A 12,127-nucleotide genomic window follows, 5' to 3' on the forward strand; every position below is an offset into this window, starting at 1 on the left:
GGTAGGCCGGGGCGGCACCGAAGCGCGCCCCGGCCGGCCGGGGGCGGTCTCAGCCCTCCGTGCCCAGCACGTCCCGCAGCTGCTCCGGCAGGTGACGGTCGCAGGATTGCTTCGCCTCGTTGGTGAGGGCGTCGTTGCGGCAGGTGTAGTAGTCGCTGTAGACCAGCTGGGCGCCGAAGGAGGCGGCCACCAGCAGGATGGCCAGCGACGACGTGACCAGGCCGCTGATCGCCGCGGTCCGCTGCGGACGGGCGGTCGGATCGGCCGGCCGGGCCGGGGTGTCCGCGTCGGAGGCGGCGGCGCGGGGCTTGGCGCCCAGGGAGCTGATGCCCCAGTACAGGGCCAGGGCGCCCAGCAGCAGCGCCACGTACGGCCAGGTGAAGAGGGCGAAGAACAGGGCCCACATGCCGCTCAGCAAGGCGTACCGGGCGCGTCGCTGGGCCGGGTCCGTCGGGTCCCAGCGCGGACCCGGAGCGCCGCCCGGACCCTCGGGTCCGGAACCGGAGCCGCCGGGACGCTCGCCGAAGCCGCCGGACGAGCGACCGGGCTGCCGGTCGCTCCACTGGCCGCCCCACGGGGAGTGGCCGCCGCCCTGAGGTCCGGAGGAGCCCCGGCCGTCACCGTCGCCCGACGGGTGCCGCGGCTGCCAGGGGCGGTCGGGCGTGCCCTCCGGCGGCGGCGCGAACGGATTGTCCTGGTCGGAGGGGGCCGAGGAGGTGCCGGACCCGTCGGAGCCGCCGGAGGAACCGGCGGCGCCGCCCCGTCCGCTCCCGTCCCCGCGGTCCGAGGGGGTGTCGGGCGGTGAGGAGGGACGCTCCCGCAGCAACACGGTGCTGCGCTCCCCTGGCTGCGCCGACTGCTGGGGGAGCGTGAGCAGTCGCAGGCTGCGGTCCGGCATCAAGTGAGCGTCTTCCCCTTGGCGATCTTGGCGGTAAGGAACGGGCGAACAAGTGGGCCCGACCGGTGAACGCGTGACGCGCGGGCCACGTTCCCGTCCGGCTCCACGCAGACGCTACCTTCCGGCCACGCCCCCGTCCCGAGGGGGCCGTCCGGAGTGCCGGTATCGTTGCTGACGGTCGGCCGCTTCGTAGACTTCCCCGTATCCCGGGGCGCGAAGCATTCGTACGACCGCACAAACGGATGAACGTACAGAACGTACGGCCGTGAAGACCCCGCTCCCCCGAGAAAGGCCCCCACCGTGGCCGCCAAGCCCGTGGCCCAGCGAGCCAAGCGCCTCGTCGTGCTGGTCTCCGGTTCCGGCACCAACCTGCAGGCGCTCCTGGACGAGATCGCCGCCACCGGCGTCGAGGCCTACGGGGCCGAGGTCGTCGCGGTCGGCGCCGACCGCGAGGGCATCGAAGGGCTCGCGCGCGCCGAGCGCGCCGGGCTGCCGACCTTCGTGACGAAGGTCAAGGACTACGGGACCCGCGACGCGTGGGACGCGGCGCTCGCCGAGGCGGTCGCCGCCCACGAGCCGGACCTCGTCGTCTCGGCCGGGTTCATGAAGATCGTGGGGAAGGAGTTCCTGGCGCGGTTCGGCGGGCGGTTCGTCAACACCCACCCCGCGCTCCTCCCCAGCTTCCCGGGGGCCCACGGTGTGCGGGACGCGCTCGCGTACGGCGCCAGGGTCACCGGCTGCACCGTCCACTTCGTCGACGACGGCGTCGACACCGGGCCGATCATCGCGCAGGGCGTGGTGGAGGTCCGGGACGAGGACGACGAGAGCGCTCTGCACGAGCGCATCAAGGAAGTCGAGCGAAGGCTGCTCGTCGATGTCGTGGGGCGGCTCGCCCGCAACGGCTATCGCATTGAGGGACGAAAGGTAGTTATCCAGTGACCGCCACCGCCGAGAGCAACAAGCGGGCCATCCGTCGCGCGCTCGTCAGCGTCTACGACAAGACCGGGCTCGAGGACCTCGCCCGCGGGCTCCACGAGGCCGGCGTCGAACTCGTCTCCACCGGCTCCACGGCCGGCCGCATCTCCGCCGCCGGTGTCCCCGTCACCAAGGTCGAGGAGCTGACCGGCTTCCCCGAGTGCCTGGACGGCCGGGTCAAGACCCTGCACCCCAAGGTGCACGCCGGCATCCTCGCCGACCTGCGCCTGGACAGCCACCGGCAGCAGCTCGACGAGCTGGGCGTGGCGCCGTTCGACCTGGTCGTGGTCAACCTCTACCCGTTCCGGGAGACCGTCGCCTCGGGCGCCACCCCCGACGAGTGCGTCGAGCAGATCGACATCGGCGGCCCGTCCATGGTCCGCGCCGCCGCCAAGAACCACCCCTCCGTCGCGGTCGTCACCAGCCCCGCCCGGTACGCCGACGTGCTCTCCGCGGTCAAGGACGGCGGCTTCGACCTCGCAGCCCGCAAGCGGCTGGCCGCCGAGGCCTTCCAGCACACCGCCGCGTACGACGTGGCCGTCGCCTCCTGGTTCGCTAGCGAGTACGCCCCCGTGGACGACTCCTCGTTCCCCGACTTCCTCGGCGCCACCTACGAGCGCGCCCACACCCTGCGCTACGGCGAGAACCCGCACCAGCCCGCCGCGCTCTACACCTCGCCCGAGGGCGGCGGCCTCGCCCAGGCCGAGCAGCTGCACGGCAAGGAGATGTCGTACAACAACTACACGGACACGGACGCCGCCCGCCGTGCCGCGTACGACCACGACGAGCCCTGCGTCGCGATCATCAAGCACGCCAACCCGTGCGGCATCGCGGTCGGCGCGGACGTCGCCGAGGCGCACCGCAAGGCGCACGCCTGCGACCCGCTCTCCGCGTTCGGCGGCGTGATCGCGGTCAACCGCCCGGTCTCCAAGGAGATGGCCGAGCAGGTCGCCGAGATCTTCACCGAGGTCATCGTCGCGCCGGACTACGAGGACGGCGCCCTCGAAGCCCTCACCAAGAAGAAGAACATCCGCGTGCTGCGCGCCCCCGAGGCCCCCGCCGCCCCGGTCGAGGTCAAGCCGATCGACGGCGGCGCCCTCCTCCAGGTCACCGACCGCCTCCAGGCCGAGGGCGACGACCCGGCGACCTGGACCCTCGCGACCGGCGAGGCCCTGTCCGAGGCGGAGCTGGCCGAGCTGGCCTTCGCCTGGAAGGCGTGCCGCGCCGTCAAGTCCAACGCGATCCTCCTCGCCAAGGACGGCGCCTCGGTCGGCGTCGGCATGGGCCAGGTCAACCGCGTCGACTCCGCGAAGCTCGCGGTGGAGCGGGCGGGCGCCGAGCGCGCCCAGGGCGCCTACGCCGCCTCCGACGCGTTCTTCCCCTTCCCGGACGGCCTGGAGATCCTCACCGCGGCCGGGGTGAAGGCCGTGGTCCAGCCCGGCGGCTCGGTCCGTGACGAGCTGGTCGTCGAGGCGGCGAAGAAGGCCGGCGTGACGATGTACTTCACGGGGACGCGGCACTTCTTCCACTGAGGGGTGCGCGGACGCGCAAGCGGCCCCCGGTTCCCTCCGCGGAGGGAACCGGGGGCCGTGGTCCTGCCGGCTCCGGTGGGGCGGATCAGCAGGGGCGCAGGTACCAGATCGGGTCCCAGGTGGCCGTGCCCGCCTCGTACGCCGTGGACGTCCAGCGGACGCTGCGGTCCTGGTTGTAGAACTTGGCGACCGTGCCGGGCGTCTGGTTGTTGGTGAACGGGCCGTCGCCGGTCCAGTTCGACAGCTCCCACGTCTGGCACTTGTAGAAGTCGAACTTGGTGCCGTTGACGAGCATGCACAGGTGGCCGTAGTCGCAGGCCAGGGCCTGGGCGCCCTTGGTCCGGGGCGCGTCGGTGACGGTGAGGCCCTCGTACTCGACCGCGTCGGCCGACACGCGCAGGGGCTGGTGCCGGTCGGCCAGCACCTGGTCGGCCTTCTGCTGGAGGCCGGTCACCCGGGTGCCGTCCGGGGAGTCGCCGGCGGTGGCGGCGGCCGTGGAGCCGGCGACCAGGGCGGTGGCCGCGAGGAGCAGCGCGGCGGGCTTGATGATGTTCACTGTGTTCCCCCATGAACGTCGGTGTGTACCGCCGAGGCGGTGTGCTCACACCGTGCCCCCGGCGCCCGCCGGGCGGTACCTCGCAACTCTCAGGGTCACCTCCGGCCCGGTGGCGTGTACTCCTTGAGGTGGTGGGCGACGCGGTCGGCGTAGTCGCGGTACTTCGGGGGAACTCCGCCCGCGTCGTTCACCTTGTCGTACGACGTCCGGTAGGCCACGGCGATCAGCACCCGGCGGTCGCCGGGCAGGCCGGCGTCCAGGCGGGGGGTGATCCAGCACAGATAGCGGCCCATCGCCGGGATGGACTCGGCCGGCGGGAACGGGGGTTCGGGGACGGTTTCACCGGGGGTGCCGTCCTCGTTCATCCACCAGCGCAGCACCTTCGGGGTCCAGCGGGCGATGCCGTACTCGTCCTTGGCGGGGTCGGAGAGGTCCGGGTCGAAGTCGCTCTCCACCTTGAGCATGGCGGCGATCAGAGGCGGACTGACCTCCTTGCGATCGCAATCGTGCGCCGTCTCGACGATCAGCAGCCGGTAGGCCGCGGGCACGCCCTTGTCGGTGCGCAGTTCACCGGCGCCGTAGGAGGCGGCGGACACGTTCGACGCGCCGGCCCCGGCGCCCGAGAGCCCCGGCGCGGGACCGCCGTCGCCGTCGCCGAGGACGGTCACGCCGTAACCGAGCGCCGCCGCGGCCACGGCCCCGGCCGCCACCGCGAGCACGGCCCGCCGCGGGCGGACCCGGCGCGGCGGCACGGACCTGCCGCCGCCCGTGCCGCAGGCCGCCGTCACCCGGCGCAACAGGGCGTCGGTGCCGATGCGTTCGGCGTGCGTACGGGTCAGGCAGGCGGCCACGATCTCCCGCCACGCCCCGGGCAGCCCGGGCGACAGGCGCAGCTCCTCGGTGCCGCGCGCGTAGGCGAGCGCGGCGTCGCGGCGGGCGGTCGGGGTGCCGCCGGGCAGCGGGAAGGAGCCGGTGAGCACCAGATGGGCGAGGACGCCGAAGGCCCAGACGTCGGCCGAGGGCCGGATGCGCCGGCCGCGCTCGCCGACCTCCGACCAGAGCAGTTCCGGCGGGGTGTAGTCGGGGGTGGAGAAGGCGGGCGTGTAGGCGTGGGTGCCCTCCAGCTCGGCGGCCATGTTGAAGTCGGCGAGCCGGACCGAACCGTCCTCCATCAGCAGCACGTTGGCCGGTTTCAGGTCCCCGTGCACCCACCCGGCACGGTGCAGCTGGGCCAGGCCCTCGCAGACCTGGGCGACCAGCGCGGCCCCGCCGGGCGGACGGGGCGAGGCGGACAGCCGGGCGGACAGGGAGCCCGCCGCCTTCTCCAGGACCAGGACGGTGGCACCGTCGAGAGCGGGGGTGGCGGGATCGTCGACGACCAGGGTCTCGTACATCCGCACCAGCCGGGGCCGCCGCAGCCTGCGGTGCAACTCGACCTCGCGCTCCACGAGTTCCCGCAGGTGGGACAGCTGGCGGGGCGTGCCGGTGCCGGTGGGCAGGAACTTCAGGGCCGCCGTGCGCGGCAGCCCGCCGTCGCCGCCGACCCGGCGGGCCTCGTACACGCTGCCGAAGGCGCCCGTCGCGATCGGTGCCCGCACCTCCCAGCAGCCGACCCGGTACCCCTTCGGCACCGGGACCGCGTACGCCTCGGTCACCGCGGCACCCGGCGCGGCGGCGCGCTCAGGACCACGAGGTCGTCCTCCCGCACCAGATCGAAGCGGAGCGCCATGGAGACCAGGGACTCCTTCTTGCCGTTGAGCCGGGCACCCGGCTCCGCCGTCTCCGGGCCCGGCTTCAGCCGCAGCTTCACCGCCAGGTAGTCGATGTTCCACTGCACGGACGTGCGCGACGCGGCGGGCCAGAGCGGCCGCAGCCGCTCGACGACCTGCTCGACCGTCGGCAGCGGCGCGTGCGGCGCCCCGCGCAGCCGCGGCTCGCACAGGGCGGCCAGCACCGCGAAGTAGCGCTTGGTGCGGTCGACGGAGAAGGCCGGGGCGGTCGGTTCGCCGTCGGTGCCGTCCCCGGCGCGCAGATAGTCGTGGCGCGGCGCCCAGACCTCCAGCGGCAGCAGGTCGCCCGCCGCGGGCAGCACGATCCGGGAGAACTCGAAGGGCACGGGCGCGTCCAGCCGGCCCGGCGCCACCTTGATGTGCTCGCCGGCGCCCTCCGGGTTCTCCACCACGTAGGTCTGGTGGGCGGAGAGGTTGCTCAGGGTCCAGAAGGTGCCGTGGGCGGCGATCTCGCCGGCTCTGCGGGACACCCCGTCGTGCCCGATCAGCAGGCCGCCCTCGGACACCGAGCGCCCGAACGGCAGGCGTTCACCGGGCGCGAGCCGGAACTGGGTGCGGGTGGTTGCGTCCTCCGTGGTCGGCGGAGGTACCACGATGATGCTGTACAAGGTGCGTCTCCCCGTGCCTGACGGCTACCCACGTCAGATTAGGGCGACGCACCAGGGCCGTGTCCCCCTCGTACGGGTGAGACACGGCCCTGGGGCGGGATTGGCGCGAAAGCGTCCCGCGGTGCGTCGGTCGCGTGGTACGTCAGTAGCGCGGGCGCTTGAACCAGGCGGCGCCGTTGGAGTTGCCGACGAAGACGGCGATGAGGATGCCGAGCACCAGGTGGATGATGCCGAAGACGGTGAACGGGTAGACGGCGACGACCGCCGTGAGGATGCCGAACACCAGGGCGGTCACGCGCAGGCCGTTGCCGCCGGACTTGAACTTCGCCGCCAGGAAGGTCGCCCAGACGCCCCAGACCAGCGCGAGCACCGCGATGCCCCACAGGGCACCGGTCGGGTAGTCCGCGAGTTCCTCGAACGCCGGGTCGTCCTTGGCCTGGTCGACCGCCACGGCCGAGAAGGCGAACAGGACGGTGCCGATCACCTGGAGGCCGACGATCACCCACAGCATGACGCGGGCGGCGCTGACGGTGCCGGGCATGGTGGTGGGGGCACCACCGCCGTAGGGCTGCTGCACGGGCGGCGCCGACGGGTAGCCGTAACCGGGCTGCTGCCCCTGCGGGTAGCCGTAACCGGGTTGGCCCTGGGGCGGCTGGTTGCCGTAGCCCGGCTGCTGGCCCTGCGGCGCACCGTAGGGGTTGTTCGGATCGCCGAAACTCATGGCGGGACTTCCTCCGTCGCTGTCACGTGCGGGGACGACGCGCGGCGCGATTCGGAGGAGGTACGTGATAGCGGTTCGTCCCCCCGGTACGGCCCCGCGGCACTGTGCCCCCCAATCGTTCTCGACCGGTCTCTCGCTTGTCCAGTCCGGCCGCAAGGTGTTGTGCAAGTGCAACAACGCCGGTCGGGAGCGAATCGGCGCGGACGCCTCCCGCGCCGTCCGCGCGGCGGCCGGATTGGAACCCGGGGCCGGTCATCCGCGAGGATGGGGGCATGACCGCCCAGATTCTCGATGGCAAGGCCACCGCAGCCGCGATCAAGTCCGAACTGACCGCCCGCGTGGCGGCGCTGAAGGAGAGGGGCGTCACGCCCGGCCTCGGCACCGTCCTGGTCGGCGACGATCCCGGCAGCCAGAAGTACGTCGCCGGCAAGCACCGCGACTGCGCCCAGGTGGGCATCGCGTCCATCCAGCGCGAGCTGCCGGCCACGGCGACGCAGGAGGAGATCGAGGCGGTCGTCCGCGAGCTGAACGACGACCCGGCCTGCACCGGCTACATCGTCCAGCTGCCGCTGCCCAAGGGCATCGACGAGAACCGCATCCTGGAACTGATGGACCCGGACAAGGACGCGGACGGCCTGCACCCGATGAACCTCGGGCGTCTCGTCCTGAACGAGCCGGCCCCGCTGCCCTGCACCCCCAACGGCATCCTCACCCTGCTGCGCCGCTACGGCGTGGAGATCAAGGGCGCCGAGGTCGTGGTCGTGGGCCGCGGCGTCACCATCGGCCGGCCGATGCCGCTGCTGCTGACCCGGCGCAGCGAGAACGCCACCGTGACCCAGTGCCACACCGGCACCCGGGATCTCGCCGCCCACCTCAAGCGCGCGGACATCGTCGTGGCGGCGGCCGGTTCCCCGCACCTGATCCGCCCCGAGGACGTGAAGCCGGGCGCCGCCGTGCTCGACGTCGGCGTCTCGCGCAACGCGGAGGGCAAGATCGTGGGCGACGTCCACCCCGGCGTGGCCGAGGTCGCCGCCTGGATCTCCCCGAACCCCGGCGGCGTCGGCCCCATGACCCGGGCCCAGCTGCTCGTGAACGTGGTGGAGGCGGCGGAGCGCAGTGCCGGCTGAGGACATCGGCGCCAAGCGCTCGGAGAACCCGGAGCACCGGGAACCCCCCGAGGCGGCCAAGGACCCCGACGCGGGCGGGGCACCCGCCCCCGCCCCCGCCCCCGACGAGTCGGCCGGCTCCGACGGCTCCCTCGGGCCCGACGGCACCGGAGACGAGCTGACCGTCCGCGACCCGGTCAGCGCGCCGGACGCGGCGGGCAGGCCGCGCCGGACCACTCGGCGGTTCCCGCTCTTCACCCGCGACACCGCGCGTCCCGAGGGCGGCGGCCGGGCCGCGGGCGGCGACGCGCCGGCGCCCGCCCGGCAGTGGCCCGTGCTCACCGTGGTGCTGCTGGTCGGCCTGGGGCTTCTGCTGACCGCGCTGGACGTGTTCCGCTGGGGGACGTTCCTCGTGGGCGCCGCGCTGCTCCTGGGCGCCGCGCTCCGCTGGACGGTGCCGGACGTCGGCATGCTCGCCGTGCGCTCGCGCTTCACGGACATCGCCACCTACGGCGTTCTGGGCCTGTCCATCGCCCTGCTGGCGCTGATGGCCCAGCCGAAGCCGGTGCTGGAGATCCCCTTCCTCAAGGACACCCTCCACTTCACCGTCAGCTAGCGGCCGGGTGACCGGAACGGCGGCCCGTCCTCACCCCCGTGAGAGGACGGGCCGCCGTCCGGAACAACCTTCCTGCACCGCGAACGCCCTGTTCAACGCCTGTCAGGGCGCTGTGGCACGGAAGTGACCGTTCCGCTACTCCGTCACGCGAGCCGTGAAAAACCGGGTTCGGTTCCGGGCACGGGAACGCCGGTGGGACACTGGACCACGAACCGTTGGGCGTGCGACGGTGCATGCTCGCGGCCTCTGTGCTCCTGTGCGCCCCCACCCCGGGAACTGCGATCCTGACCGGGCGCATCCCTGTGGGTAGCCAGAACGGGGACTCCGTGCGGGACGCCGCGCGCGAGGACCGAGCGGGGGAACGAACAGCACGTCACCGGGGGGAAGAGGGGGAAGCAATGCCTCGTTGGAAGGCCTTGCCGGAGGAACTCGATCCGCAGATCAAGGAGTTCACGAGTCAGCTGCGCCGGCTCGTGGACCGCAACGACCTGAGCATCGCGTCGGTGGCCGACGCCACGGGCTACAGCAAGACGTCCTGGGAGCGGTACCTGAACGGCCGGCTCCTGGCGCCGAAGGGCGCCATCATCGCCCTGGCCGAGGTGACGGGCACCAACCCGATGCACCTGACCACCATGTGGGAGCTGGCCGAGCGCGCCTGGAGCCGCTCGGAGATGCGCCATGACATGACCATGGAGGCCATCCGCATCTCCCAGGCGCGCGCCGCGCTCGGGGAGCTGGGCACGCCCGCGGCCAAGTCCGGCGCCGGCGGCAGGAGCGGCCGGGGCAGCCGCACCGGCCGCCACGGCGGCGGCGCGGTCACGCCCGGCATCGCCGGGCCGGCCGGTGTGTCGCCCACGCTGCCGCCCTCGGTGCCCGCCCAGCCGACCGCCGCCGACAGCCCCGACTCGGCCGTCGGCCCCGTCCGCGGCGGCGCTCCCTCCGTCCCGTCCTCCGGCGGCGCGACCGACGGCAACTCCTGGGGGCTCGCCGGGTACCGGGGTCCGGCTCCGACCGGCGACCGCACGGCGAGGCTCGGCACGCGGACCGGACACGGGGACGCCGAGGGGCCCGCGACGCCTCCGGTCCCGGCCGCTTCCCACGGCCACGGTCCCGCCGACCCGCACGGTGCGCCGCCGAGCGGCGGCTCCCGCGCCCGGGGCAACTCCTCCGGGGGCGGTGGCAGGCGGACGACCATGTTCGTCGCGGGTGTCGTCGGCGCGCTGGTGGTGATCGCGGGAGCCTTCTTCGTCATGAACGAGGAGGGGGGCAAGGGGAACGAGGGCGCCAAGCCCTCCCCGTCCCCCACCGTGACCACCGACGCCGCCCTGCCTCCGGGCGTGAAGTGCAGCGGCGACGCGTGCACCGGGAAGGACCCGGAGACCATGGGCTGCGGCGGCGACCTGGTGACCACCGCAGCGACCGCCACGGTCGGCGGCGCGGCCGTGGAGGTCCGTTACAGCGAGACCTGCGGCGCCGCGTGGGCCCGTGTCACACAGGCCACTCAGGGCGCCGAGGTCGAGGTGAGCGCCGACGGGGCGAACCGGCAGACGGGCACGGTCACCGGGGCCGCCGACACCGTCGCGTACACCCCGATGGTGGCCGTGAAGTCCGCGGCCGAGGCCAAGGCGTGCGTGACGCCGGCCGGCGGCCAGAAGGGCTGCACGGAGTAACCCACGGGTCGCCGGGACAGCGACGGCGGAGCCCCGGAAGGGCGACGGCGAAGCCCGCGGCGAGCGGTGCGGCAACCCGCGGGGAGCGGCGCCTCGGGCCCGCCGGGAGCGGTGCGGCAGCCCACGGGAGGCGGCGCCCTCCGCGGGCAGCGGTGCCGGAGCGTGCGGGGAGCGGCGCCGGAGCGTGCGGGGGAGCGGGTCGGAGCATGCGGGCGGCGGCGCCGGGAGTCCGCTGAAGAAAGTCCGTCCGCGGCAGGCATGGCCCGCGCGGAGGCGGGCACGCGAGAAGTACCCCCACGGGAGTCCGGCAACGGTATCCCCGAACGGCGGTCGCCTTCGTCCCCCCTCTCCCGGACAGGCGGCCGCCTCTTCATGTCCGCGTGTCCGGCCCGGGCAGCCGCCCGTGAGCCCGCCCCGGGCGGCTGCCCGGCTGCTCCGACGGTGGCCCTGTGGGCCGGGCCACACCGACCCGGGGGTGCCGGGCACCGCGGGCGCGATAGCCTGACCGCTGGATGGATCTCTTGATACCAAGAGATCGATCAAACGCCCGGGGCCGGGACGCCCCACCGCCAGCTGTCCTACGGAGAACGCCATGACTCGCACTCCCGTGAACGTCACCGTCACCGGCGCGGCCGGCCAGATCGGTTACGCCCTGCTCTTCCGCATCGCCTCCGGCCAGCTGCTCGGCGCGGACGTGCCGGTCAAGCTGCGCCTCCTGGAAATCACCCCGGCGCTCAACGCCGCCGCGGGCACCGCGATGGAGCTGGACGACTGCGCGTTCCCGCTCCTCCAGGGCATCGACATCACCGACGACCCGAACGTGGCCTTCGACGGCGCCAACGTCGCCCTCCTCGTCGGCGCCCGCCCCCGCACCAAGGGCATGGAGCGCGGTGACCTCCTGGAGGCCAACGGCGGCATCTTCAAGCCGCAGGGCAAGGCCATCAACGACCACGCCGCGGACGACATCAAGGTCCTCGTCGTCGGCAACCCGGCCAACACCAACGCCCTGATCGCCCAGGCCGCCGCCCCGGACGTACCGGCCGAGCGCTTCACCGCGATGACCCGCCTGGACCACAACCGCGCGCTGACCCAGCTCGCGAAGAAGACGGGCGCGTCGGTCACCGACATCAAGCGCCTGACCATCTGGGGCAACCACTCCGCCACCCAGTACCCGGACATCTTCAACGCCACGATCGCCGGCAAGAACGCCGCCGAGACCGTGAACGACGAGAAGTGGCTGGCCGACGACTTCATCCCGACCGTCGCCAAGCGCGGCGCCGCCATCATCGAGGCCCGCGGCGCCTCCTCGGCCGCCTCCGCCGCCAACGCCGCCATCGACCACGTCCACACCTGGGTCAACGGCACCGCCGACGGCGACTGGGCCTCCATGGGCATCCCGTCGGACGGCTCCTACGGCGTCCCGGAGGGCCTGATCTCCTCCTTCCCGGTCACCTGCAAGGACGGCAAGTACGAGATCGTCCAGGGCCTGGAGATCAACGACTTCTCCCGCGCCCGCATCGACGCCTCCGTCAAGGAGCTGTCGGAGGAGCGCGAGGCGGTCCGCGCCCTCGGCCTCATCTGATCCGTCCGCCTTCCGGGCCACGCCGCCTTCCTGGCCACCGCGCCTTCCGGGCCGCCGCGGCCCCGCAGGCCCG

At 73.5% G+C, this 12,127-nt stretch carries 11 protein-coding genes; 6 read left to right on the top strand and 5 right to left on the bottom strand.

All coding sequences use genetic code 11. The features are described from left to right. Window positions 1–49: 49 nt before the first annotated feature. Window positions 50–898, bottom strand: coding sequence for a hypothetical protein (locus ACFZP7_RS21530; protein WP_385635280.1), 849 nt, complete (start codon window positions 896–898; stop codon window positions 50–52). Between the two features lie 300 nt (window positions 899–1,198). Here ACFZP7_RS21530 and purN point away from each other — a divergent pair, with 300 nt between their 5' ends. Both purN and purH read left to right on the top strand, forming a co-directional pair. Beyond that, window positions 1,199–1,837, top strand: a complete 639-nt coding sequence (purN, locus tag ACFZP7_RS21535) for a phosphoribosylglycinamide formyltransferase (RefSeq protein ID WP_019330010.1) — start codon at window positions 1,199–1,201, stop codon at window positions 1,835–1,837. Next, complete coding sequence (gene purH, locus ACFZP7_RS21540; protein WP_019330011.1) at window positions 1,834–3,405, top strand: bifunctional phosphoribosylaminoimidazolecarboxamide formyltransferase/IMP cyclohydrolase; 1,572 nt, start codon at window positions 1,834–1,836, stop codon at window positions 3,403–3,405. Before purN ends, purH begins: the two co-directional genes overlap by 4 nt. A gap of 85 nt (window positions 3,406–3,490) precedes the next feature. On the opposite strand, the gene ACFZP7_RS21545 is transcribed toward purH, so the two are convergent. The 4 genes from ACFZP7_RS21545 to ACFZP7_RS21560 all read right to left on the bottom strand — a co-directional run bounded on the left by ACFZP7_RS21545 (window position 3,491) and on the right by ACFZP7_RS21560 (window position 7,080). Continuing rightward, entirely contained in the window at window positions 3,491–3,961 is a 471-nt protein-coding gene (locus ACFZP7_RS21545; RefSeq protein ID WP_019330012.1) for a hypothetical protein, read from the bottom strand. Window positions 3,962–4,056: 95 nt separating this feature from the next. Further along, complete coding sequence (locus tag ACFZP7_RS21550; RefSeq protein ID WP_385635282.1) at window positions 4,057–5,616, bottom strand: protein kinase domain-containing protein; 1,560 nt, start codon at window positions 5,614–5,616, stop codon at window positions 4,057–4,059. Further along, complete coding sequence (locus ACFZP7_RS21555) at window positions 5,613–6,359, bottom strand: hypothetical protein (RefSeq protein ID WP_019330014.1); 747 nt, start codon at window positions 6,357–6,359, stop codon at window positions 5,613–5,615. Before ACFZP7_RS21555 ends, ACFZP7_RS21550 begins: the two co-directional genes overlap by 4 nt. Window positions 6,360–6,501: 142 nt before the next feature. Next, window positions 6,502–7,080: a membrane protein gene (locus ACFZP7_RS21560; RefSeq protein WP_019330015.1), complete on the bottom strand. Its 579-nt coding sequence runs from the start codon at window positions 7,078–7,080 to the stop codon at window positions 6,502–6,504. 272 nt (window positions 7,081–7,352) lie between these two features. On the opposite strand from ACFZP7_RS21560, the gene ACFZP7_RS21565 reads away from it, so the two are divergent. From ACFZP7_RS21565 to ACFZP7_RS21580, 4 genes are all read left to right on the top strand, one after another. After that, on the top strand, window positions 7,353–8,207 hold the full coding sequence (locus tag ACFZP7_RS21565) for a bifunctional methylenetetrahydrofolate dehydrogenase/methenyltetrahydrofolate cyclohydrolase (protein WP_019330016.1): 855 nt from the start codon (window positions 7,353–7,355) through the stop codon (window positions 8,205–8,207). Beyond that, a complete protein-coding gene (locus tag ACFZP7_RS21570; protein ID WP_385635284.1) occupies window positions 8,197–8,802 on the top strand; it encodes a DUF3017 domain-containing protein in 606 nt (201 codons plus the stop codon). Before ACFZP7_RS21565 ends, ACFZP7_RS21570 begins: the two co-directional genes overlap by 11 nt. Before the next feature lie 398 nt (window positions 8,803–9,200). Beyond that, window positions 9,201–10,472 (top strand): XRE family transcriptional regulator, encoded by a 1,272-nt coding sequence (locus ACFZP7_RS21575; protein ID WP_031018255.1) that lies wholly within the window; start codon window positions 9,201–9,203, stop codon window positions 10,470–10,472. A 592-nt stretch (window positions 10,473–11,064) separates the two neighbouring features. Further along, entirely contained in the window at window positions 11,065–12,054 is a 990-nt protein-coding gene (locus tag ACFZP7_RS21580; RefSeq protein ID WP_030976189.1) for a malate dehydrogenase, read from the top strand. Window positions 12,055–12,127: the final 73 nt, after the last annotated feature.

The organism is Streptomyces sp. SudanB5_2050 (assembly GCF_964272335.1).
GTDB lineage: Bacteria > Actinomycetota > Actinomycetes > Streptomycetales > Streptomycetaceae > Streptomyces > Streptomyces rochei.

Excerpts from the sequence above, each read along its gene's own strand:
- ACFZP7_RS21530 (WP_385635280.1), bottom strand. The coding sequence starts at position 898 with ATGCCGGACCGCAGCCTGCGACTGCTCACGCTCCCCCAGCAGTCGGCG.
- ACFZP7_RS21560 (WP_019330015.1), bottom strand. The coding sequence starts at position 7,080 with ATGAGTTTCGGCGATCCGAACAACCCCTACGGTGCGCCGCAGGGCCAG.
- ACFZP7_RS21565 (WP_019330016.1), top strand. The coding sequence starts at position 7,353 with ATGACCGCCCAGATTCTCGATGGCAAGGCCACCGCAGCCGCGATCAAG.
- ACFZP7_RS21575 (WP_031018255.1), top strand. The coding sequence starts at position 9,201 with ATGCCTCGTTGGAAGGCCTTGCCGGAGGAACTCGATCCGCAGATCAAG.
- ACFZP7_RS21580 (WP_030976189.1), top strand. The coding sequence starts at position 11,065 with ATGACTCGCACTCCCGTGAACGTCACCGTCACCGGCGCGGCCGGCCAG.